The organism is Ruegeria sp. CF5, assembly GCF_056537325.1.
This window is the reverse complement of the sequence record NZ_JBQFRI010000003.1, coordinates 425564-449379: the sequence shown is the minus strand read 5'-3', so window position 1 is coordinate 449379 and position 23816 is coordinate 425564. Positions and strand designations below refer to the sequence as shown.

The window sequence follows — 23816 nt, the reverse complement described above, 5'->3', positions numbered from 1 at the left end:
CGTGATGGGCCCGGTCATGCGCAAATCCTACCTCGAATACAAAAATGACGAGTGGGAACGATACCACCAGTCCGTCACAGACTGGGAAGTCCAGGAATATCTGAGACTGTACTAATCTTATGAAATTTAACGCCCCGGTGATAACCAATCATCGGGGCGCATTGAATCCAGCAGTGAGTTTAGCGATGACAACGGAATTTCAGATTCTCGAACTGGGAGATTTCCCGCTTTTGTCCGGTGAAGTGCTGAAGGACGCCAAACTCGCCTATCAGACCTATGGTACGCTGTCGCCCGCGCGGGACAATGTCATCGTGCTGCCGACCTTCTATACGGGTACCAATTCGCGCAATGAAGGATTCTTTGGGCCGGGTCGGGCAATCGATCCGGCGCGGCATTTCATCGTCAGCCCGAACCTGTTTGGCAATGGCCGCTCATCCTCACCTTCGAACACACCCGCGCCGCAGGACGGCCCGCGTTTTCCTCTGGTGCAGATGTGGGACAATATCGCGGCACAGCACCGGCTGATCCACGACCATCTGGGCATCGAACAGATCGCTCTGGTGGCGGGCTGGTCGATGGCGGGGTGCCAGTCTTACCAATGGGCCGCGCAGTACCCCGATATGGTAAAAGCAATTTTGCCGTTTTGCGCATCGGCAAAAACCTCGCCGCACAACTTCGTATTCCTCGAAGGCGTCAAGGCCGCGCTGTGTGCTGATCAAAGCTGGAACGGGGGCGATTACGACAGCCCTCCGGTTGCGGGGCTCAAGGCATTTGGAAGGGTCTATGCAGGTTGGGCGTTCTCGCAAACCTTCTATCGGGAAGGTTTGTACAAACAGCTGGGGTTCGAGACCATCGAAGACCTGCTGCTGGATTGGGAGGTTGACCATGTCGAGGGCTGGGATGCAAATAATCTGTTGGCCAAACTTGCGACTTGGCAAGCAGGCGATATCTCGGCGGGGCCGCTTTACAATGGTGATTTCAATGCGGCGCTTGGCGCGATCACAGCCCATGCAATCCTGATGCCCTGTGCGCAGGATCTATACTTTCCCCCCGAAGACAACGCGATCGAGGCGCGGCACATGCCGAATGCCGAGTATCGCCCCTATGACTCGCCTTGGGGCCACTGTGCTGCCAATCCCGGCAACGATCCTGGATTCACGGCTGCGCTGGACGCAGGTATTCGCGAGCTTTTGCAGGAATGAGGTAAGCAAGGGCATAGGTGATAGTAACCGTCTGCCTGTTCAGCCGAACGCCTGAACAGAGCGAACTTCATGGCCGCTGACCTGCGCAGGTAATAGGGCGTTGGACAAGTTGGCCATGGCCAGCCTGAAAGAGGTTGTCACGGTTAAGGAAATCGATTTGATGTTTCGATAGTTTCGCCCCTATGATCAGGATTTGGATGCGGCGCCGCATGCCTGACGTAATAGAAGGAAGCGTTTGTGAACTTATCGCGAAAGCCAGGGTCGGAAAAACCTTCCCGCAACCGAGGCACGCATTCGGTCGAAGAACGTCTGAACAGCGAAATCGTTCAGATGCTCGAATTGGACGGACGGATGCCGTTTTCAGAAATCGCGCAGAAACTGGGCGTCTCTGAAGGTACTGTACGCAACCGCGTCAACGCCATGAAGGATGCGGGGCTGTTGCGAATTGTTGCAATCGCCGACCCGGCCGCGTCGGAATACAAAGCCGATGCGATGGTCTGCTTGAAGGTCGCCCCTGGCACAACCCCGCAAGCGGTTGCCGAACGACTGGGTGCGGTATCGAGTGTGGTTTATATCCTGTGGGTCACGGGACGGTTCGATCTGATGGTTGAGCTGGTCTGCGATGAACCGGATGACCTTGCGATTTTTCTTGAGGAACACATTCACGGTGTCGAGGATATTGTCGATGCTGAGGTGATGCTGGGCCTCAAGAACTTCAAGAACCAGTTCCTGCTCAAGCGCAATTGGGAAAACCAGCCCAAAGTTTAGCGGCGGCGAACGGATCAAATCTCGTCGGGGTCTTGCCGGGCTTCTGATCGCATAAGAGCCGTTATTTCCCGCTCGCATTCAAGGTAGCCGGGCAGGGCAATCAGTTCTTCCTTGCTGTGCAGTTTGATGCCTTTTTTGAACTCCAGATTCAGCGTGGTTTTCAGCCGTCCCGGATTGGCGGACAAAAACACGATCTTGTCGGCCAGAAAAATGGCCTCCTGAATGTCATGGGTGACAAGCAGGATGGTGGTATGTGTTGTGTCCACGATCTCCAGCAGCATTTCCTGCATGTGCCAGCGTGTTTCGGCATCCAGCGCGCCAAATGGTTCATCCATCAGCAGGATTTCGGGCTCGTTTGCCAAGGTCCGAGCAATGGCAACGCGCTGTTTCATGCCGCCTGAAAGGGTTTTGGGATAAGCGTCCCGAAACCGGGTCAGATGCACCAAATCCAGAAATTTCTCGGCGCGTGCGTAGCGCTCGGCTTTGGGAACGCCGTTCAGCTTCATGCCGTATTCAACATTCTGGATGACGGTTAGCCAGGGGAATGAGGTATAGCTCTGAAAGACCATGCCGCGTTCGCGCGCCGGCCCCAGAACCTCGTGCCCTTCAAGCTGGACCATGCCGCTGGTGGGATCTTCCAGCCCGGCCACGATATTGAGCAGAGTGGATTTGCCACATCCGGATGGTCCCAGCAGGACACACAATTCGTTCCGATTGACCGAGAAAGTCACGTCGCGCAATGCTTCGACAGTTCGGTTTTTGCTGCCAAAGGTTTTGCAGACATTCTGAGCGGTCAGGATTGTGTCGTCTAACGGCATGGCAAATCTCAGTGGTTCCAGATGACTATCGGGCGGTTAATAAACCGCCCGTGTGTTGCACGCTCAGCCTCGATAGCCGGCGTCATACAATTCGCGGTGCAGGTCGCATTCGATACCGGTTTCGGGCGGATTGACCTTTTCAATCAGGCTGAATTTGACCCACCATTCGCTGACCAGTTTCCAATGATCGGCCATTTGACCGTTGGACTGATCAAACGGGGGGTTCCCCGGTGCAGCCCCACAGAATTGCGCGGCCTCCATGAAGTCATAGACGTAAAGGCCCCCATCCGTGCGGCTGCCATCCTTGCCAAGAACCAGTTCGACATCCGCGACGCTCATCTTCATTCCATCGGCGATGATCTGATTGCCCTCGGTCGGGTTTTCCTGCCACCACGCGATGGCGTCATACAGCGCCTGGAGGGTCATTTTTGCGGTGTCCCGGCGCTCAGTCACGAACTTGTCGCTCATGTACAGGCCGTCGGCGATAACGCCCTGCTGCAGCCAGTATGGCTCGCGCGACTGGGCCAGGACGCTGGACCCCTCCAATGCCTTGAGCGTATTGGCTCCGTATGGCTCCCAGAATTCGGACGCGGCGATCGAGCCGCCGATCATCGCGGCAAAGGCGTCATCCGCGATGATGTTGCGATATGTCACCGAGTCAAAGGCCACCCCGTTCTGCTCCAGCCACATTGCCACGAAGATTTGCGACAGGCCGCCTTCCAGGACGGCGACTTCCTTGCCGACCAGATCCTCGGCGCTGCTGATGCCCGGAGCTGCCACGATTTTGTCAGTGCCATAGGACAGGTTGCCAAAGGCCACCAGTTTGATCGGCAGCCCGCTTTCAATGCCGACGGGGGTGAATTCAACGGTCGAACTGACGACATCCATCTGATCCGCAGCGACCAGATTGAAGCTTTCATACGGGTCCTCGATTGCCTGGTAGTCGATGTTCAGATCCGGCGCGAGGCCCTTTTCGATAGCTATGTACCAAAACCCGTATCCCGGCCAGGTGAAGCCCGATATCTTAACGTCTTCCGCCGCTAATGAGAGTGTCGGTGTCAGTGCCAAGACTGCGCCCGCTGCTGCGCAGCGTAGTTTTGCAAACTTCATTGTCTTCTCCTTCTCCTGTTGGCTGACAGCACCCAGCGTCTTCCGCGCTTTGGGTTCGGTGTGAATGGTTCAGGTCTTCTCCTCGAGATAAGGGAATGCGACCCGGTAAAGTTGTCTGAGCAGGAAGTCGAACAGCAGGCCAAGAATGCCTATCACCAGAATTCCGGCCATGATCTGATCCACATGCAGAAACCGTTTGGCCCGCATCATCATTGCGCCGATACCTGCGTCGGCCGCGGTGATTTCGGCGATGACCAGATAGGTCCAGCTGACGGCCAGCATCTGTCGCATTGCAATCATGATGTTCGGAAGCGAGGCGGGCACGACGACCGTGCGCAACACTTGAATTCGCGATCCGCCAAGAGTCATGGCTGTTCGGATCAGGTCGCTCGGGACTGCCTTGACGTGATCCATAATGAGCGTGATCAGAAACCAGACGACGCCAATGAACAGCAATGACAGCTTTTGCATGTCACCCGCGCCGAACCACATCAGCAGCAACGGGATGAATGACGGTGCGGGCAGGTATCGCCATGCGGAAACAAAAGGGCTGAAAAAGGCGTCGACCACACGGAAGGTACCCATAAGAATTCCCAGCGGAACCGCGACAGTACATGCCAGCGCAAAACTAAGGACCACGCGCCAGACGCTGATCAGTACGTCGTTGAGAAATCCGTTATCGGCAAACAAGGTATAAAGCGCCGACAGCACTTTGCCGGGACCGGGTAGCAGAATGGGGTTTGTCCATTCCTGCCTTACCGCCAATTCCCACAACCCGAAAAACAGCAGCCAGACAAGCAATCCCAGGCCGATCGACCAAGAGAATGGGATATCTCTTTTGAATTCGAAAACTCTCCGGCGGCGTACCGGGCGTGTCGGAGTTTTCCCTCCGGACGACATCCGCCTTTGTTCTGATGGATTGGTGACTGCTTCGCCCACAAAATCATCCCCCGCCTAATGCACCAGAACCGCGAACGTGTCCTGCTGTCGAAATAACAATATGATGAATCCACAAATTTGGAAACGAAAAATTTCAGTATTCGCAACTTAGAGGTATTGACTTAGCGCTAAGTGGCACTTGTATCTTCTATTAATGCTGAAACGGTAAACTTTGCGCAGCTTGCTTTCCCGCTTTGGCCCGCAGGGCTTTTGTCGCTGATCGACAAACCCCAAACCGTGAAGTCCGAACAGACAAATAGGGGAAAATTGTGAAGGCTGGACAATGGCTTGAAACCTATCTGGAGGGCTGGCGTACCGGAAAGGGCGCTACCAGCCTGACGGCAACCGTTCATGATTTTTATTATGACGACCCGGCAAACGGGCGAATCGACCGCGACGGATTTGTCGAGTTTGTGGAGGACTTCAAACGACTTGGGGCAGAACTGTCCGGAGGCAAAGTGCCGACGCCGTTTCTGGAATACACAGACATCGTGATCGGTAATACGAATCCCGCAACAGCATGGTGTTGGTGGCGGGTCTGCGGAACAGACTTTCAGGGGGCGGCCGTAATCCGGTTCAGTGACGCGGGGGTGATATCGGAACGCATCGCATATTTTACCTCTGACCCTGTCCCAACCCCAATTCAGGGCTTCAAGCACAACGAGGACTGAGGATTACCAAAATCACCTGTGTTGGGCACTCGGGCACCGTACAGGTCAAATTGAGCGAACAATGCCTCAGATTGTCAGGTATGAGGTGACTGGCCCATATCCTTTTACAATCAGGTCCCGGGTTTCAAACAGCCCCCCGGCCTGACCGACTGCATTTTTCGTGGCTTCTGAAATTTGAATGCGGCCGGGCTCTCCGGTCGCTTCTAGTCGGCTTGCAAGATTTACGGTTTCTCCCCAGACGTCATAAACGGACCGGGTCTGGCCCATCAGGCCCGCGATCACGGGGCCGGTGTGAATACCAATTCGAATGGTCAATCCCGCACAGGTGTTTTTGGCCTGAGGCATCACCTTGATCATATCCCTAGCGAAAGCCAGAGTCGCCTGCGCGTGATCGGGACGGTGCAAAGGTATGCCAGCGGCGGTCATGTATGCGTCCCCGATGGTTTTGATCTTTTCGATTCCGTGTTTCACTGTCAGTTCGTCGAAGGCCAGAAAGACCTCGGCCAATTCGTTCAGCAGTTGGATCGGATCACTGCGGGCCACCAACGGGGTGAAATCCACTATGTCCGCGAATAGGATCGTGGCGCTGTCGAAACGATCGGCGATCCGCGTCTCTCCGGCTTTCAGTCGCTCGATCACTGGATCGGGAAGCATGACCCGCAACAGCGCATCGGCGCGTTCTTTTTCATGTTCGATCCGGTCCACGAATTCCTGCTCTTTGCGGCGCCACACCAACTTTTCAAGGCAGGCGTCCACACGGGCGTGCAGCAGAATCGGGTCAATCGGTTTGGGCAAGTAATCCTCTGCCCCAGCGATGATACATCGCGCAATGGCATCGGTTTCCCGCAATCCCGACACCATGACAACGGGCATTTCACTAAGTTCCGGCTTACCTTTTAAGGTCTCCAGAACGACAATGCCGTTCACGTCCGGCATGAGTATATCCAGCAGCGCCAGATCGAAGCTTTCGTGGTTCAGCGCCTCAAAGGCTTCGGCAGCTGAACCCACGGCAAGCACGCTGTGGCCACGCTGCTCCAGAAGGCGGGTCAGGATGTCCCGATTGGCCGGAGTGTCGTCAACCACAAGGATGCGTCCGGTATGTGTGGCCTGACTGTTTTCACCTTCGGCCAGAATACGCTCCAGCCCGGCCGCAAGCGCCAGTTCCCGTTCTCGGTCGTGACTATCTCCATCGGCTGTGTCGTCAATCTTGGCTGCAAGATTTCGCGCTTCTTGCAGGAGTGCTGAAAGATCATTTCGGGCTGGGGGACTGATTGTCTCCTCAAAGTCCTCCAGCACCATTTCCCCGTAGCCGATGATGGCGTTGGTCAGGTTCCGAAGATCATGGCGCAGCTTTTTCTGCGCGTCCGGATCACCTTCCAGAGTGTCACCCGCCGCCGCCAGTTCTTCTAGTCTTTCGTTCAGGCCGTTCACCGCGTCAGAGATTTTTTCAAGATCCGGCAGCGCCGCATGTGGCCCTTTACTTGCAACGGCCTCGTGCAGCAGTGTCTGATAACCCAGGATAGCCTCGGCTGGTTCCGCCAGATTCCGGGCGAGGCGCATCGCGAAAGTCAGCTCTCCTATCCTGCTCTTACTCATTACGGGTCCTTCTGGCTCAGCAGTGAGTTGATGATTTCAAGCAGGCCGGGAAGCTCGATAGGTTTCGTGTAGAACGCGTCACAGCCGGCGGCCAACGCCATATCGCGATCACTGGTCAGCGCATGGGCGGTCAGCGCAACAACCGGGATCGATGCGGTGGTGTCATTGGCTTTTAGGCGCTTCGTCGCTTCATGGCCATCAATCCCCGGCAAGCTGATGTCCATCAGGATCAGATCGGGCCGGGATTCAGAGGCAACAGTGACACCTTCAAGACCGTCTTGGGCCGTTTCGATTTCAAACCCTTTGCGGGCAAGCCGTCTGGACAGCATGTCAAGATTCATGTCGTTATCCTCAACAATCAGGATCTTAACCATGATCGGCCACCTTTTCAGTCTGGTTCAGGTCTTTCAGGTGTCGCTGCAGGGCCGCGATCAACTCGGCGCGCCCGCCGGCTCCCTTGCGAATGACATCGCTTGCATGCGCCTTGAGCCAATCCAGCTCCTGACGTGACAGATCCTTGGACGTGATCACGATGACCGGCAAATCGGCCAGATCGCTTTGCCCCCTTAATGCCCTGAGAACGTCGAATCCGTCCTGCTCAGGCATCATGATGTCCAGCAACATCAGGGTAGGGCGTCTTGTCTGCAGCTGCGTCAGGGCACGGTGGCCGTCCGATGCCTCGTGCACGCGCCAACCCTCACGCACCAGTATGCGTCGAAACAATGTTCTGGTTGATGCATCGTCATCGACAATCAGAACATCGCGTGGATTGTTGCGGGCAATTCTGTTGAGCGTCGATACCAGTTGTTCTGCGCTGATCGGTTTCGTCAGATGCTCAACCGCCCCAAATGCAAGCCCCATGTCGCGGTCCGGAACGATGGTCACCAGAATGACCGGGATTTCGCACAAATCCGGGTCGCTTTTGATTTCCTTGAGTAAAGACCAACCGTCGCGGCCGGGCATGATTACATCCAGTATGATCGCATCCGGTTTATGCGCTCGTATCAGCTCCAACCCCATGGTTGCGCTGTTGGCCAACAAGGTGGCGTATCCCTCGCGCTGGACGATCTCCGCCAGCGCCGCCCTTGCGGGCTCTTCGTCGTCAATGATCAGCACAACACCCTGATCAGAACAGACAGGCTGGGATGTCTCCTCTGTGTCGACAGGGGTTTCAACAGCTTGGGCCGGAATTTCGAATGAAAACGTTGATCCGACACCGGCTTGGCTTTGGACGGTGATTTCCCCACCCATCATTTTTGTAAATTGCTGTGCAATCGCCAATCCCAGCCCAGTTCCCCCAAAGTCCCGGGTGGTCGATTGTTCCGCCTGAACAAAGGCGTCAAACAGCCTTTCTGTCTGTTCCGGCGTCATGCCGATGCCTGTGTCGGCAACGGAAAACCGATACCAGGTCAAACCGTCCTTAATGAACTGGTCGACATTCAAATCAATGCGCCCCTGCTTGGTGAATTTGCTTGCGTTGGACAGCAGATTGAAAAGGTTCTGGCGCAATTTGGTTTTGTCCGTCTCAATCTCGCCGTCGTCCAGTTCGAGTTTCACGCCCAGCTTGTTGCCATTCTTGTCGACCAGAGGTTTCACGGTGGCCACGACTTCTTCAAGCAATGACCTGAGCGAAAACGTCTCCACGTACAGTTCCATCTTGCCAGCTTCGATTTTGGACAGGTCGAGCACATCATTGATCAAAGCCAGAAGGTGGCGCCCGGATGACATGATCTTTTCCAGATCCTCGCGCGCTTCGCCAAAACCCATGTCGTCGGCATCTTCGGCCAGCATCTCGCTGTAGCCAATAATCGCGTTCAGTGGCGTGCGCAGCTCGTGGCTCATCGAAGCAAGAAACTGGCTTTTGGCACCGCTGGCGGCGACCGCTTCCAGTCTGGCATCCTCAAGCTGTTGCTGTTTGGTCTTCAGATCAGAAATATCGCTGAACACTGTCACCGTTCCGCCATCGGGCGTCTTGCGCTGGGACACGCGTACCCACGAGGGGCCAATCGCAACCTCACGGGAACCCTGCTGGCCCGCGCCATGCAACCGGAACTGTTCAGCGACCCACTCCTCTTCTGAGAGTTCACCCAGATCGTCCAGACCGTGCGCAACACGCGCTTTGAGCAGCTCGGAAAAGCTGGTTCCCGGTACCAGCATATCCTGCAAGGGGGCATACATTGCCCGGTATCGCTCGTTGACCATGACAAGCTGATCATTCGCGTCGAAAAGCACAAACCCGTCGGGGATCGTTTCGATGGCGGTCAGGATTGTGTTGCGCTGCTCGCGCGCTTCCTTTTCCAGCGATTTCAGCCTGTGCTGACTGTCTCGTAAAACCCGCAGGGCCTGACTCATCCGCCCCATTTCATGAGGCCCTTCCGGTGGAAGGTCGACATCGTGCTGACCACTTATCAACGCGTCAATCGCGGCACTGTTGGCCTGCATCGGTTTCAATATCGACCTCAGAACGATCCATGTCAGGCCCGTGCCCGCGACCACGATTACAGAGCATGCAAGGATGGCACGTCGCAACGCACGCCGCTCTTCTTCGGCCGCCAGCCGTTGCGTTTCGCTTGCTTCGGCTGACAGATTCTGCACCAACTGCGACAGGGCCTGATCAACCGCATCGCTACCCAGCCGGGCCTGCGCCAGCAACGTGTTGCCGATAATCCTGTTCCCATCGGTATAGGCATCAGCAGCCTTCAGCGCGTTGTCGTAATACGCTACCGCACCCTCCTGAATTGCAGCCGCAACATCAGGAGCAAACTCTGAAATCTGCTGAAGCCGGAGTTCGAATTCGTCGCGCGCAGCTTCAGCTCTTTTTTCCGAAAGGGTCAGAAGGCTTACGGATAGGTCCGTCAGCCAATACCGGATTTCGCCGAAATATCGGTCCGCCTCTGCGGCAACCTCAAGCCTTTGCACATCCTGATTGATGATTTTCATACGGTTCTGACTGCGAGTCAGATCCAGCGCCATAACCAGAGTACTGACAACTAACGTAACCAAAAGCCCGGCAGACAGCGCGCCGATGCGCACCGGGATCTGGTTTTCAGAAACCCAGGACCATCGGTTTTTGGATTGCTCACCCGAATTCATTTGAACAGGATGATCGAGATGGCCCCGGCCAGATCACCCACTGAACCGCCTTCTTTGGGGAAACCGGTAACGTCGGTCTCACCCGCTGGTGACCCGTGGCATGCCAGACAGGACTCGGAATAGTATTCGGGGATAAGCATTCGGAAGGCCGGATTGCCGTCAACCTCTACCTCTTCCGAGTACGCTTTGCCTGTCGGCCAGTCAGTGCTTTTGAATTTCCCCTCAATGACATTGTTTTCCCAGTCGTCAGGGCGGGCCACGCGGTTACGCACCAGATTTTCCGGGGCGGTGACTTTCACACGCGCCACCGTGTCCATTTTATCGCCAAAGTTCTCATTCACCTGCCGCGCAAAAGCCGCCGGAATGAAACCTTTGAAAGCAATGTCGGGCGCGTTGATCACATCCTGAGAGTCGTTGACCACTTCGACCATTGCGGCAAGCTGTGCTTCGGTAAGCTGGCGCTGCACAGGGCTTAGATCGTCATTCAAAGGTGGCGCGCCGTTCGCCTCGATAAAATTCTCGATGACGAGGGCACGGAATTTCTCCCCGGAAAGGCCCTTGTCTTGCTTCCCGGGATCGTTGATCAGGTCCTGATTGTTGGATACGACGCTTCGCCCGGCGCGCAGAACCGCAGCAAGATGATTGCCGATATCTATTGATGTGGTTGGATCGTTCGCGTGTACCGGATGTCCGGCACTCAGAAAGAACAAGCCTGAAATTGCGGCTGTTACGGTCGATCTACGCATCCTCCCCTCCCGTTGTCAGATCAGATAACGCGTGTCAGGGCACCCTAAGAAATGAATAAATCGCGCCCCGGAATCCGGCTGGCACATAATACGATGGGTGTCCGTTCGCGCTGCATAATTGTCATAGCAATAGCACGTCCTGCCGGATTTGTCGCCTGACGAAGACTGCGGCCATCATTGGTCCCTTGCGCGGAGACAGTATCAAGGCCCTGTGCTACGAATGAACGTCCGGCCAATAGACCTGGGCTTAAGACGCGCCACATCCTTGCTGCAGTGGACGATCACACCCGAAACAAAGTGGCGCCAGTTGCCAGATTCATCCTTATCCGCCTAGAGGTTCAGATGAGACCGGTCCGGATCATCGTGACCCGGAGAACGCCCGGCATCGCGCAAGTCCTGAACAAATAGCTCGACAGCGCGCCGGTGAACCTGTGCAGATCGGGTCGCAAGATAGAAGGTTGAACTCCAGTTTTCGCGATCGGCCCTGAGTTCGCGGAACCGGTCATTTTCCATCCATGCCCTGGCGAAGTGAACCGGAAGTAAACCCAGATAGTGCCCGGTTTCGATCAACAGTGCCATTGCCTCCATATTGGCGACCGTCACTTCGGACCCCGGCGCGCCGAAATCGTGTGAGCCAAGCATGTCATATGACAGCTGACAACGCGGGTACTGCAACAGATCTTCTGATCTGACTTCCGATGCTGGTACGTCAAACAGGGGGTGGTTCCTACCGCAATACAGTCGGTGCTCTTCGGTGCACAGCAGTTCATATGTCAGATCGGCAATCTGGTTGCGAAACGGAGCGACGGCGACGTTGAGTTCACCCGTGATCAGCTGTTGTGTCAGATCTGTCGGTGAGGCCACGATAATTTCCAACCGGACTTCGTTCGGTCGCGCAAGAAAGCGCTGTAGCGCATCCGCGAGCCGCAGCTCGGGCAGGCTGTTCACCGCATCCACGATGCCAATGCGCAAGTCACCGGTGACGGTATCCCTCAACTCCAGCAGTTCCGCGTCAAAATCCCGGGCGCTGCGCAGTATGTCGCGGGCTTTCTGATACGCAATTTCCCCGCGCTCAGTCAGTCGGAATCCGCCACGCCCGCGCTCGCAAACCCGGTAACCAAGAGCCGCTTCCAGGTCGCGGATTCGGATGCTGATGGCGGACTGCGTAATGCCAAGTGCATATTGTGCATCGGTGAATCCTCCGCAATCCACCACTGATACAAAAGTCTCCAAAAGTGTGTTTCGCAGCAGTTTCAAGGGCTTTCATTTCCGTGGGGTAAATCTGATCCGATAACATAAAAACGATTTATGTGAACATTAGCAAGATGATATTTTTTTATGCAAGATTCCGTGGTTTTTTTGATCGTGATCCAAACTCACAAAGATCAATGGGAGGAACCCAAATGACATTTAACCTCAGCCATGTGAAAACCACTGCTGCTGCCGCACTGCTCAGCATGGCGCCACTTGCCGCACTGGCCGAAGACTGGAAATTCGCGATCGAAGAAATTCCGGGTTCGATCATGGATGCCTATGCGCAAGAGTTCAAATCGCGCATCGAAGCAGCCACCGACGGCGAAGTGACTGTGACCGTCTATCCGATGGGCACGCTGGGCACGCCAACCGAAACGGTTGAACAAGCAGCCGATGGCGTCATCCAGTTCACCAACGTCTCGATCGGCAACCTGGGCACCGTGGTGCCGGAAAGCCAGGTGTTCCTGCTGCCTTATCTGCTGCCGTCCGACCCGGTGGCGATCTCGAACATTCTGAGCAGCTCGGAAACCATCTATGGTCCGCTGAATGAAGATTTCCGCAAGCGCGGTCTGGAAGTCATGACCATGTATTCCGAGGGCCCGCAGGTCTGGACCACCAACCGCGAGATTCGCACGCCGGAAGATTTTGACAACTTCAAGATGCGCGTAATGGTGTCGCCGATCCTGCTGGAAACCTACAAGAACATGGGCGCCAGCCCGACGCCGCTGCCGTTTGGCGAAGTGTTCGGCGCGCTGCAGCTGGGTGCTGTTGACGGTCAGGTCAACCCGATCCCGACCATTGAAGAGATGAAGTTCTACGAAGTTACCAGCCACCTGATCTGGGCCGGTGAGCAAGAGCTGGTGACCACCGTTGTCGCGGGTTCGGACTGGTTCGAAACCCTCAGCCCCGACCGTCAGCAGCTGGTGCGCGATACCATGGCGGATATGACCGGCTTCATCGATGGCGTCGTCACCGACTTCAACCAGAAGCGCCTGGACATCATCAAGGAAGCCAAGCCCGACATCGGTCTGGTGGTTTTGACCGAGGAAGAGCGTGACGTCTTCCGTGCCCAGAGCACCGATACTTCTGCCGCCTATGTCGAAATCGTCGGCGACCGTGGTCAGGAACTGCTGGATGCGCTGCAGGCCGAACTGGCAGGCAACTGATCCCAAGCACTTCTACCACTCACTCAAAACCACTGCCTCACGCGCGATGTTGCGCGTGAGGTCCACTAAAGGGGGGACACCATGCAGACCGGTACTTCCACTCCTTTCGGCTTTTTGGGAAAGATAGACGCCGTCATTGGACGGATCGAAGTCTGGATCCTGAGCTGGGGGATCATCCTGATGGCCGCGAACACCATCGCCAATGTCTTTGGCCGGTATGTGTTCAACCAGTCCATCTATTTTTCCGAAGAACTGAATGAATTCCTGATCGTGATCGTCACGTTCATGGGCTTGGGATATGCCACCCGCAAGGGGATTCATATTCGCATGTCCGCGATCTATGACGCGCTGCCCATCAAGGCACGCAAGGCGCTGATGGTTGTGATTGCCGCGACGACCGCCGTCGTGATGGCGGTGCTGGCCTGGTACGCTCTGGAATATGTTCAGAAGGTCGCGTCGCGCGGACGGATCACTCCGGCGCTGCAGATGCCGCTTTACCTGACCTATGTCTGGGTGGTGGTTGGCCTGACGCTGGCCTCGTTCCAGTATTTACTGACGGCAATCCGAAACCTGAATTTCGCCGAGGAGGAGGTCTATGTCTCCTACCTTGAGGTCGACAGCTACGAAGATCCCGAAACCGCTGCGGCGATCCAGCGCTACGAAGAATCCACGGAAGACTCCACGGGGGCAGACAAATGACCGAATTGATGCTGGCCGTAATGATCCTGCTGTTGCTGGCGGGCTTTCCGATGAAAATGCCGCTGATCTCGGCGGCGGTGCTGGGGTTCCTTGTCTACTTCCCCGACATGAACATGCAGATCCTGATCCAGCAGATGATCGGAGGGGTAAAACCCGCCGCGCTGATCGCGGTGCCGATGTTCATTCTGGCCGCCGATATCATCACGCGGGGCCATTCCGCGAACCGGCTGATCGATCTTGTGATGAGCTTTATGGGCCATATCAAGGGCGGGTTGGCGATTTCCGTCACCTCGGCCTGCGCGCTGTTCGGCGCGGTCTGCGGCTCGACCCAGGCGACCGTTGTGGCCATCGGTGGGGCGATGCGGCCCCGGATGTTGAAGTCGGGCTATAGCGACAGCTTCTCGATCGGCCTGATCGTGAACGCCGCCGACCTTGCCTATCTGATCCCGCCCTCGATCGGCATGATCATCTATGGTGTGGTCTCGGGTACGTCGATCTCGCAGTTGTTCATCGCGGGTATCCTGCCAGGGCTGCTGATCGTGGTACTGTTCTCGGCCTATTGCATGGTTTACGCATACCGCCATGACATCCCCGTGCTGCCGCGCGAGGGTTGGGGGCAGCGTTTCACCGCTCTGCGCAAGGCGCTGTGGCCGATGGGCTTTCCGGCCATCATCGTCGGCGGCATCTATGGCGGTGTGTTCTCGCCGACCGAAGCCGCCGCGATCTGCGTGCTTTATGCGGTTGTGCTTGAGGTGGTGATCTTCCGCTCGATCAAGCTGAGTGATCTGTTTGACATCGCGCTGTCCACCGGCGCCATCACCTCGGTCGTGTTCATCCTGATCGCGGCGGGTGCGGCGTTCAGCTGGACGCTGAGCTTTGCGCAGGTGCCGCAGGCGATCATCGAAAGCCTCGGGCTCAAGGATGCCGGACCGCTGATGACGCTGATCGCGATCAACATCGCCTTCTTCATCGGCTGCATGTTCGTGGATTCAATCGTTGTGATCCTGATCCTAGTGCCGATCTTTGCGCCGATGATCAAGGCTGCGGGTCTTGACCCGGTGCTGGTCGGCGTGTTGATTACACTACAGGTGGCCATCGGAGCCGCGACACCGCCCTTCGGCTGTAACCTGTTCACCGCCATCGCCGTGTTCCGCCGCCCCTTTGTCGAGGTGGTGCGCGGGGTGCCGCCCTTCCTGATCATCCTGCTGATCGTGACCGGGCTGCTGATGGCCTTCCCTCAAATCGCGCTGTTCCTGCCGGAACTGGCCTATCGTTAAACCATAAGAAACGGAGATAATCATGTCGGGACATGGATATGAAGCCGGTCGTCTGAACCTGCCTTTTGTCGGCATCTCAACCTTTGGCAAGAAGCCCTATGTCGAGAACTGGGACGAGATCGACGCCGATGTGGCGATCCTTGGTGCACCGTTCGATTTTGGCTGTCAGTTCCGCTCGGGTGCCCGGTTTGGTCCGCGCTCGGTGCGCGAGGCCTCGACCCTGTTCAGCTTTGGTCACGCAGGGGCCTATGACCACGAGGATGACGCCACCTATCTGGGCAGTGACGTGCGCATCGTCGATCTGGGGGATGCTGATATCATCCACACCAAGACCGAGGAAAGCCACGCCAACATCGAATACGGTGTCAAAAAGATCCTCGATGCCGGTGCCATACCGGTCACCATTGGTGGCGACCATTCCGTCAACATCCCCTGCATCAACGCCTATGCCGAAGATTGTGCCGAAAATGGCCCGATCCACGTGATCCAGATCGACGCGCATCTGGACTTTGTCGATGAGCGTCACGGCGTCACCGTCGGCCACGGCAACCCGATGCGTCGCGCCATCGAGAAAGACTATGTCTCGGGCATGACTCAACTGGGCATCCGCAACGTGTCCTCGACCGCGAAAGAGGGCTATGACGACGCCCGCGCCCGCGGTTCGGACATCCTGTCGGTGAGGCAGGTGCGCAAGCTGGGCACCGAAGGTGTGCTAGATCGTATTCCCGAAGGCAGCCGGTACTACGTCACCATCGACATCGACGCCTTCTGCCCCTCGATCGCGCCGGGCACCGGCACGCCCAGCCATGGTGGATTCCAGTATTACGACGTGCTGGAAATCCTACAGGGACTGAGCAAACGCGGCGATGTCGTGGGCATCGATCTGGTCGAGGTCGCCCCGGCCTATGATCCGTCCGAAAGTACTCAGATTCTTGCGGCGCAGTTGTTGCTGAACTTCATCGGCTTCATCTTCCACAACAAAAAATAAACTCCCTCCCATGGCGTTTGTTTCGTGCAGATGCCACGGTTTCCCGGTCCGCAGCCCACCTGCGGGCCGGGATTTTTTGGGAAATGCTGTCGATATTCGCGACTAATGCAATCAGGCTAAATCGGACTGAATCGGTGTCACGCGGCCCAAGGGCTCTGACATACCGGGCGCCGACGCGAGGATGGGGCTGCCTTGTACCAGAAATCTGTCTTTCGGCGCGCTGATGACCTGCCCACCGGCCTCGGAAATCATCGGGATCGCCGCAAAGGCATCCCAGGCATTCAAATGCGCCTCATAATACCCTTCGGCCTGCCCTGTTGCGACGGCCAGAAGGCTGATCGCGGCCGAGCCGTTGCGGCGGTATTCCATGCCTTGATCCAGCAGAGACTGGATGAGTTGTGTGTGATCCGCCACCGGGCGCCGTGCAGACCAGCCCAGCATCAAAAGCGCGCGGTTCGGGTCATCACAGTCTGAGACACTCAGGCGTGTTCCGTTCAACCATGCGCCACCTCCGGTCGAAGCCCAGGCCAACATGTCCAGATCCGGTGCGCAAATCACGCCCAGCGGGATCTGTTCGCCGTCATAATAGGCAATGCACACGCCCCAGTCGCGTTGTCCGCGCATGAAATTTGCAGTGCCGTCAATCGGGTCCACAACCCAAAACGCGGTGCTGCTGCCGGTTACACCGTCTTCCTCACCCAGCATGGCATCAGCGGGCCAGGTTTCGGCAATCCGGCTGCGGATCAGGTCCTCGACCGCGCGATCCGCAAAAGTGACGAAGTCCTGTGGGCCTTTTTCGGCAATGAATTCGGCGCTTTGGTCGTTTCGCAGGTGGACAGCCAGCGCGGCGGCCTCTTGCGCAAGGGTTTTGGCGAATTCAAGGCGGTTTGTGATGTCGTTCATGTCAGCTTCCAACTTTGGCCAGAACGTCAGACTTCAGAAACCGCTCGATGAACAGCATGAAGCCAACCGATGGCACAAGAAGAACAAGCGCGGTGATGGATGCGATCTGATAGTTACCCTCCATGGACGCCGTGAACAGCAATAGCGGCATGGTCGTGATGTCCGGCACACCGACAAAGAAGGTTCCGGTGAATTCATCCAGCGAAATCAGAAAGACAAAGATTGCGCTGGCCATAAGCCCGGGCAGGGCAAGCGGCAGGGTCACTGTCCGGAAAACGGTGAAGGGTGAAGCACCCATGTTTGCGGCGGCTTCCTCGAGCTCGCGGTCGACGGCGGCGAAAGCGGCGGTTGCGATCCAGACGGAAAACACCAGCCCCTGAATGGTGTGCACAAGTACCACGCCCGTATAGGTGCCGTTCAATCCCAACCCATAGAAGATGCGTGCGATGTTCATGTGCACGGCAATGGAAGGAAACGCCTGCGGCAGGAGAAACAGAAGCAGGAAAAACGCGCGCCAGGGCAGGCTGCCACGCCCCAGTGCCAGCCCGGCGGGAATGGCCACAGTCAGCGAGGCCAGCACCGTGAACAGGGCGATCAGAACCGAACTCCACAGTGACTCCATGGCGTTGCCCTGCGGACGGAACACGCGTTCCCAGAAGGAAAAGCCGTAGCTTTGCGGCAGTTTGGCCGGGAAATACCATGTCTCGGCCACGGACCAGATCAGCATATTGGTGATCGGGCCAAAGATGGCAAAAGCCAGCAGCGCCAGAATGATCGCGGTAAGAGTTGAACGCAGGATGGTCATGCCGGTTTTCCCCCTTCACGGACGCCCTGACGAAGATAGACCCACGCGATTACGGCGGTCATGGCGTATGAGATGAACCCAAGGGCGTTGGCGACGCCATAATCGGAATAGGCATTGATGCGCCAGGCCATATCCACCGTAATCATGGTGGGGGTCTGAGCATTGATCATCATCGGCACGGACAGGACCGACATCATGACAACATAGGACAGGATCAGCCCGACCATCAGGGTGGTTGCAACCTGTGGCACGACGATTTCCAGCAAGATGCGGAACCGGCCTGCACCAAGATTGCGCGCGGCTTCGATCGTTGAACGATCAAGCGACGCCATGGCGCCTGCCACCAGCAAGGCCACGAAAGGCGTTTGCTTCCAGACAAACGTGATGACGATGCCGCGCCAGTCCAGATAGCTTGCGGCCTGCAGCGGCTCCATCAACCCGGTAGAGACGATGATGTTGTTCATCATTCCGTTCTTGGCCAGAAAAGTGCGCATCAATTGTGCCGCTACCACAAACGGAATGAACAGCGGCCAGCGGTATAGCCAGCGCAGAACAGCCAGCGCCACCCGGTTTTCGCCCAGCGTCAGATAGCCACCGATGGCAACGGACAGCACACCGATAATAGCCGTTGAAAGTGTGACGATGATCAAGGTGAACAGAATGTCATTGGAATAAAGGCCAAAAGCCTTGATGAAATTCTGGAGGCCCCAGCCGCCCTGTTCCTCATCCTTGAAGGCCCAGATCAGCGAATATCCGAGCGGATACAGAAACAGCAGCCCAAGCAGCACCATCGCAGGGGCGACCAGTATCAGTGAAGTTTTGCGGGTGATCATACGTCTCGTCCGAAGATTTGAGACGCGGGCCCCTGGGAGGGTGGGCCCGCGTCATGGTTTCCACGAGGGGGTCTATTAGTTGGAAACCTTCAACTCATATGCTTCACGGATGTCGTCAAAGTAGGGACCCAGCGGGAAGGGCTTGCCTTTGGCGGCCAGATCCTCGGGGGTCACGTCGGTAAACAGCTTGTCCCAGACTTCTTTTTCCAGCGATGCTTCGACGTGCTGGGCATCGATGCCCGGATACCAGTTAAAACGTTTGACGATACCTTCGGCCTGCACATCGGGGCTGGTTGCCAGTGCGATGAACTTGCGGGCTGCATCGGCATTCTCGGCCTTGGCAGGAACTGCATAATAGTATGGCTGGCCCGGCATACCCGGTTCCGGCAACAACAGCTTGAGGTTCGGGTTCAGGCGGCCATCTGCTTGCCAAGTGTAGAACATGTCGACCCAGACCGGGCCCATCACGATCTCACCACGATTCATCATATCCAGCGTACCGGCATTGCCCGGTGTGAAGGTGACATTTTCGTTGAAGGCTTTCAGATCGGCCAGCGCCTGATCCCAGCTGTTTTTCAGCTCGGGGTCATAAGGGCCGTTCATCAGCTGTTCGGTGTTGCCCGCATAGGCGTACATCCACGCGGCAGTAAAGGCCACGCCCGACATGCCGTTCTTGATGCCATTGTAACCGAACGCGCCCTTGTTTTCGGCGGTCCAGGTTTTCAGTTCGTCAAAGCTGGCGGGCGGGTTAGCGACCAGATCGGGATTATACGCAATGGCGGTCTGGCTGTGGAACATCGGCATGACATAGCCCGTAACATCGGTGCCAAGCGCAGTTTTCGAGGTGTCGCGCGTTGCCAGTTTACCGGTGTCGATGTCGTCCACATATTTCTGCAGCAGACCTTCGGTCACCATTTCACCGGTCTTGAGCTGGGTCATCACCACGACGTCGGTGTCCCATGCTTCGTTGCCGGATTGCGCCTTGATCTTTTCCAGAATGGCCTGGCTACCGGCGTTACCGGGGCCGGTGCCGACTACGTTCACTTTCCAGCCGGGGTTTTGCTCTTCGAACAGGGGGCCAAGGTAATCGGTCACGTAATCGACCATGTTCTGGCTGCCGCCCGAGGCGACATTCAGCACGTTCTCGGCCTGCGCCGCGCCTGCGGTGACCAACGCGATGGCCGCCGAGGCGAAAAGGTTTGCAATCTTGGGTGTCATGGTGTTTCTCCAGAAACTCAGAGGTGTGTTGCGGCCTGGGTCGCCGCCTCGGGTCCGGTCACGGCTGTCTGGGACTTTGCAGGAAACAGACTTAGCGCCGTGGCCGGTACGCACACATCGACAGGGCTGCCGATGGGCATCTTAGCGGGATCATCCGCCATGATCCGGGTCTCGCCGACCTGAATCTCATGGCGATAAACCGATCCCAGATATGAATGTTGTACGACGGTTCCGGGCAGGCTCAGGCAATTGTCCTTTGCTCCGCCAAGCCGTGCCGCATCGCTGTGAAACAGAATGTCGACCGCGCCACTGGCAGGGTCCGGGAAATGCGCCCCTGATTGTCCCTGGTTAGCGATTGGCAGCCGTTGCGACCCTTCGGCCAGGTTCAGCTCGACCGTGCCTCCATCGACATTTGCGTGACCGTGAAGGGCATTCCCCGCTCCCATAAATCGCGCCACATAAGGGTTGGCCGGGGTGTGAAACACCTGCTCGGGTGTGCCGACCTGTGCGATGCGACCCTGATTCAGAATGACAACCCGGTCTGCCATCGACATCGCCTCTTCACGGTCATGGGTGACAAGGACGGTGGTCAGGCCCAACCGCTGCTGCAGGCTGCGGATCTCGTGCCGCATGTTGGCACGAATACCGGCATCAAGGTTGGAGAGCGGCTCATCCAACAGAAGAACCGGCGGATCAATGGCCAAAGCGCGGGCCAGCGCCACCCGTTGCCGCTGTCCGCCGGACAATGCACCGATCTTGCGGTGGATCAGGTCGCCAAGTCCGACCAGTGTCGCCATTTCCTGAACCCGGTCGGCAATTTGCGCCTTGCTTTTCCCGCGCAGCTTCAGCCCGTATCCGATGTTCTGCGCCACGTTCATATGCGGCCACAGCGCGTAGGACTGAAACATCATCGCCATCCCGCGCTGTTCGGGCGTCTTCCGACTCATGTCGCTGCCGTCGACAGTGATCGAACCGCCCCGAACCGGGACGAAACCTGCCAAGGCACGCAGCAATGTGGTCTTGCCGCAGCCGGACGCGCCCAGCAGCGCGATGAATTCCCCGGCCTGCACGTCCAGATCGATATCTGACAGCACATCCTGCTCGGCATATCCCACCCGCAGACCGCGCAAGGAAATCCCTGCTCCAAGGGTTGCTGAGGCGTTTTCGTAGTCGGCCGGAGCAAGGTTCATTTTGCGTCTTTCATATTTCTGCTACAAATTTTGTGCACACGTGTTCATATAACGGTAAGAAATGACACCTTTATGACGCAAGCCCGAATTTCGGATAATTGAAAAAAGATGCATCTGCAGATGGAAATGAGACCCGACTGAACGATGGAGACACGCAAAGATTCCAAACCGCGCCGCATCACTGCGGAACAGGTTGCGCAGGCCGCAGGCGTTTCGCGTTCGGCGGTGTCCCGTGCATTCACGCCCGGTGCCTATCTGGACAAGGATAAGCAGGCCAAAATTCTCAAGGTTTCCCAAGAGCTTGGCTATCGTCCGAATGCGCTTGCGGCCGGGTTGCAAAGCACCGGTCGATCCAACCTTGTGGCCATCGTGACGGGCGATCTTGTCAACCATTATGACAGTGAAATTCTGGCCAAACTGATGCAGGGATTGCATGCGATGGGCAAGTGGCCGGTGGTCCTCGGCGGATCTGAAGAAACTTCGGAGGCCGAGATACTCGGGGTGCTGGCCTATCCGCTGGATGCACTGATTCTACGTGGTGGCAGCGTCGACGAATCAGTTGCGACTCACTGCGCCAAACTGAATATCCCGCTGATCGTGTCCGGCCGCATCATGCAAGCCGAGCGTGTCGACAGTGTTTGTTGCGACAATGCGCGAGGTGCAGAACTGGCAGTGGCCGAGCTGATTTCACGCGGAAAAACCAAGCTGGGGTATCTGGGCGGACTGGAACATCTTTCATCAGATCAGGAACGCAAAGCGGGTTTTGAAAATGCCTTGCATCAGGCCGGCCTGCAACCGGTTGCAACCATCCATTCCGATTTCAGTTACAGGGGCGGTCATCAGGCCCTGACGGAGCTGCTGACTGCGGGGACAGATCTGGACGGCTTGTTCTGTGCCAACGATGCGATGGCACTTGGGGCAATGGCTGCGGCGGGCACGGACTTTGGCTGCATCATTCCGGACGATTTGTCGATCATTGGTTTTGACGACATCGCCATGGCCCGCTGGCCGGATTTTGAGCTGTCTACCGTTCGCAACGATATGGATCAGACCGTTTCACACATCCTGCGCATGTTGGGCGAAAGGTTGGACCATCCCGACAAGGCAAGTGAAACGGTGCTTATCGCACCGGAATTTATCTCTCGAGGAACACATTGAAAATGAAGGCAGATGTTGCGAGTTTTTCCGTCTGGATGGTACCGGATGAACCGGATCTGACGGACCTGCATACCTGGATCAAGAACTTTGGGGATACCAATTCCACACCGGTGTTTCTTCCCCACATGACTTTGATGGGCGATCTTGCGGGCGGTGAAGCGGAACTGTCTGAATGCGTGCGCTCCATTTCTACGGGGTTTTCAAGTCACACCGTGACTGTAACGGGAGTCGGCATTCAGGATCTGTTCTTCAAATCCTTGTATCTGGAATTGTCGCAGCCACCTCAGCTTGTCCGCGAACAGGCTGCATTGGCGCAGGGCTTGCCATCCTCCCAGGTTCCGGGGGCGTTTAAGCCGCATATCAGCATGGCATACGGACCGATTGCGGCGGAAACAAAAGCGGATGGCGCAAAGGCGTTGGGCCGTTTTCAGGGCAAATCCCTGCGCTTTTGCCAATTGCATCTGGTCAGGTCCAGTCAGACCGTGCCGATCGAGGAATGGAAGATCCTGAAGACATTCGATCTTGGGTAGTTCGAGTTCTTTTCTCTCCAACCCGTGCTTTCACCGGTCTGCCGGACTAATAACAACAACCTGTCCGGTGGGTGAAATCGGCCTGTCGGGCAAAGGACGCAGGCAGAATTGCCCCTGTACAAAGTCCAGCCATGTCATGTTGACCGTTCCATCCTGTTGCAACACGGGAACCGGACCTTTGGCCCGGTGCGCATTGGGAGAGAGCCGGGTCAACCAACCTTTCAGGTCTGCCTCAGTCATCGGTGCAGGGCGATGGACGGTTTGTGTGAATTCCGGTGACGGTTCCGCATCAGGAACAATCGGAGGGTCCACACGACTGCTGGTCCGAATGAACTCGTGCAGGTTTGCCACTAAAGGACGAGCCATCAGGCCGCGTTCAATGCCCGTACCGCTGCCGGGGCGGTTCACACTCAGCGCCTGTGCCTGATCTGTCTGCTGGCGGAAAAGGGTTCCGACAAATTTGTCGCTTGCCAACTGCCGGGCACGCGAGAGGTTCACGACGGTCAGACAACGGGCCGGTTGCACACCTGCGATACCGTGCAACAAGCTGGCAATACGGGCAGGCTGTGCAACACCACTGGCCTCGACCACCAGCAAATCGGGTCTGTTGGAAACAGCCGTTTGCGCCGCGCCCAGCAGGTCATCACCGATGCTACAACAGGCGCATCCATTGGTCAGCGCAATCGTGTCCGTTCCGGTTGCGGCAATCAGTTCTGCATCCAGATTGATCTGCCCAAAGTCGTTTACCAGCACCGTCGCGCGCAGCCCTTGTGGGTCTGTCAGAAATTCGCGGATCAAGGTGGTTTTCCCGGCACCCAGATAACCGGAGACGATTACAACGGGCAGCATCGG

Annotated in this window: 23 protein-coding genes; 9 read left to right on the top strand and 14 right to left on the bottom strand. The window is 56.8% G+C overall.

The genetic code is table 11. From position 1 onward, the window contains the following. The first annotated feature begins 185 nt into the window (after positions 1-185). Entirely contained in the window at positions 186-1202 is a 1017-nt protein-coding gene (locus tag ACR0NW_RS11405; RefSeq protein ID WP_480791863.1) for an alpha/beta fold hydrolase, read from the top strand. A 237-nt stretch (positions 1203-1439) separates the two neighbouring features. After that, complete coding sequence (locus tag ACR0NW_RS11400) at positions 1440-1970, top strand: Lrp/AsnC family transcriptional regulator (protein WP_480791862.1); 531 nt, start codon at positions 1440-1442, stop codon at positions 1968-1970. 14 nt (positions 1971-1984) lie between these two features. On the opposite strand, the gene ACR0NW_RS11395 is transcribed toward ACR0NW_RS11400, so the two are convergent. The 3 genes from ACR0NW_RS11395 to ACR0NW_RS11385 form a co-directional block, all read right to left on the bottom strand. Then, positions 1985-2788 (bottom strand): ABC transporter ATP-binding protein, encoded by an 804-nt coding sequence (locus tag ACR0NW_RS11395; RefSeq protein WP_480791861.1) that lies wholly within the window; start codon positions 2786-2788, stop codon positions 1985-1987. A gap of 63 nt (positions 2789-2851) precedes the next feature. Next, entirely contained in the window at positions 2852-3898 is a 1047-nt protein-coding gene (locus ACR0NW_RS11390) for an ABC transporter substrate-binding protein (protein WP_170656914.1), read from the bottom strand. 69 nt (positions 3899-3967) lie between these two features. After that, positions 3968-4837, bottom strand: coding sequence for an ABC transporter permease (locus ACR0NW_RS11385; RefSeq protein ID WP_480791860.1), 870 nt, complete (start codon positions 4835-4837; stop codon positions 3968-3970). Positions 4838-5106: 269 nt separating this feature from the next. Here ACR0NW_RS11385 and ACR0NW_RS11380 point away from each other — a divergent pair, with 269 nt between their 5' ends. Further along, positions 5107-5508, top strand: coding sequence for a hypothetical protein (locus ACR0NW_RS11380; RefSeq protein WP_480791859.1), 402 nt, complete (start codon positions 5107-5109; stop codon positions 5506-5508). 66 nt (positions 5509-5574) lie between these two features. Here ACR0NW_RS11380 and ACR0NW_RS11375 read toward each other — a convergent pair whose 3' ends face one another. The 5 genes from ACR0NW_RS11375 to ACR0NW_RS11355 form a co-directional block, all read right to left on the bottom strand. After that, the gene (locus ACR0NW_RS11375) at positions 5575-7104 is read right to left on the bottom strand and encodes an adenylate/guanylate cyclase domain-containing protein (protein ID WP_480791858.1); all 1530 of its coding nucleotides are present in this window, start codon (positions 7102-7104) and stop codon (positions 5575-5577) included. Then, entirely contained in the window at positions 7104-7478 is a 375-nt protein-coding gene (locus ACR0NW_RS11370) for a response regulator (RefSeq protein ID WP_480791857.1), read from the bottom strand. The genes ACR0NW_RS11375 and ACR0NW_RS11370 overlap by 1 nt, the downstream gene beginning before the upstream one ends. Beyond that, positions 7471-10137: a response regulator gene (locus ACR0NW_RS11365; RefSeq protein WP_480791856.1), complete on the bottom strand. Its 2667-nt coding sequence runs from the start codon at positions 10135-10137 to the stop codon at positions 7471-7473. Before ACR0NW_RS11365 ends, ACR0NW_RS11370 begins: the two co-directional genes overlap by 8 nt. Positions 10138-10193: 56 nt before the next feature. Next, entirely contained in the window at positions 10194-10943 is a 750-nt protein-coding gene (locus ACR0NW_RS11360) for a Tll0287-like domain-containing protein (protein ID WP_170656901.1), read from the bottom strand. Between the two features lie 330 nt (positions 10944-11273). Then, positions 11274-12200: a LysR family transcriptional regulator gene (locus ACR0NW_RS11355; RefSeq protein WP_170656899.1), complete on the bottom strand. Its 927-nt coding sequence runs from the start codon at positions 12198-12200 to the stop codon at positions 11274-11276. Between the two features lie 146 nt (positions 12201-12346). Here ACR0NW_RS11355 and ACR0NW_RS11350 point away from each other — a divergent pair, with 146 nt between their 5' ends. The 4 genes from ACR0NW_RS11350 (at position 12347) to speB (ending at position 16327) form a co-directional block, all read left to right on the top strand. Next, positions 12347-13363, top strand: a complete 1017-nt coding sequence (locus tag ACR0NW_RS11350) for a TRAP transporter substrate-binding protein (RefSeq protein WP_480791855.1) — start codon at positions 12347-12349, stop codon at positions 13361-13363. A gap of 81 nt (positions 13364-13444) precedes the next feature. Next, positions 13445-14062, top strand: a complete 618-nt coding sequence (locus tag ACR0NW_RS11345; RefSeq protein WP_170656897.1) for a TRAP transporter small permease — start codon at positions 13445-13447, stop codon at positions 14060-14062. After that, positions 14059-15339 (top strand): TRAP transporter large permease, encoded by a 1281-nt coding sequence (locus ACR0NW_RS11340; RefSeq protein ID WP_480791854.1) that lies wholly within the window; start codon positions 14059-14061, stop codon positions 15337-15339. Before ACR0NW_RS11345 ends, ACR0NW_RS11340 begins: the two co-directional genes overlap by 4 nt. A gap of 22 nt (positions 15340-15361) precedes the next feature. Continuing rightward, positions 15362-16327 (top strand): agmatinase, encoded by a 966-nt coding sequence (gene speB, locus ACR0NW_RS11335; protein WP_480791853.1) that lies wholly within the window; start codon positions 15362-15364, stop codon positions 16325-16327. A gap of 111 nt (positions 16328-16438) precedes the next feature. Here the strand turns inward: speB and ACR0NW_RS11330 are convergent, their stop codons facing one another. From ACR0NW_RS11330 to ACR0NW_RS11310, 5 genes are all read right to left on the bottom strand, one after another. Continuing rightward, positions 16439-17230, bottom strand: coding sequence for an inositol monophosphatase family protein (locus ACR0NW_RS11330; protein ID WP_480791852.1), 792 nt, complete (start codon positions 17228-17230; stop codon positions 16439-16441). Position 17231: 1 nt separating this feature from the next. Further along, entirely contained in the window at positions 17232-18035 is an 804-nt protein-coding gene (locus tag ACR0NW_RS11325; protein WP_170656889.1) for an ABC transporter permease subunit, read from the bottom strand. Next, positions 18032-18868, bottom strand: a complete 837-nt coding sequence (locus ACR0NW_RS11320) for an ABC transporter permease (RefSeq protein ID WP_480791851.1) — start codon at positions 18866-18868, stop codon at positions 18032-18034. Before ACR0NW_RS11320 ends, ACR0NW_RS11325 begins: the two co-directional genes overlap by 4 nt. 75 nt (positions 18869-18943) lie before the next feature. After that, the gene (locus ACR0NW_RS11315; RefSeq protein ID WP_170656885.1) at positions 18944-20086 is read right to left on the bottom strand and encodes an extracellular solute-binding protein; all 1143 of its coding nucleotides are present in this window, start codon (positions 20084-20086) and stop codon (positions 18944-18946) included. Between the two features lie 17 nt (positions 20087-20103). Next, positions 20104-21276 (bottom strand): ABC transporter ATP-binding protein, encoded by a 1173-nt coding sequence (locus ACR0NW_RS11310; RefSeq protein ID WP_480791850.1) that lies wholly within the window; start codon positions 21274-21276, stop codon positions 20104-20106. 144 nt (positions 21277-21420) lie between these two features. On the opposite strand from ACR0NW_RS11310, the gene ACR0NW_RS11305 reads away from it, so the two are divergent. Further along, on the top strand, positions 21421-22434 hold the full coding sequence (locus tag ACR0NW_RS11305; RefSeq protein WP_480791849.1) for a LacI family DNA-binding transcriptional regulator: 1014 nt from the start codon (positions 21421-21423) through the stop codon (positions 22432-22434). A 2-nt stretch (positions 22435-22436) separates the two neighbouring features. Next, a complete protein-coding gene (locus tag ACR0NW_RS11300) occupies positions 22437-22964 on the top strand; it encodes a 2'-5' RNA ligase family protein (protein ID WP_480791848.1) in 528 nt (175 codons plus the stop codon). Between the two features lie 30 nt (positions 22965-22994). Here ACR0NW_RS11300 and ACR0NW_RS11295 read toward each other — a convergent pair whose 3' ends face one another. Further along, a complete protein-coding gene (locus tag ACR0NW_RS11295) occupies positions 22995-23813 on the bottom strand; it encodes a CobW family GTP-binding protein (RefSeq protein ID WP_480791847.1) in 819 nt (272 codons plus the stop codon). Between the last annotated feature and the right edge of the window lie 3 nt (positions 23814-23816).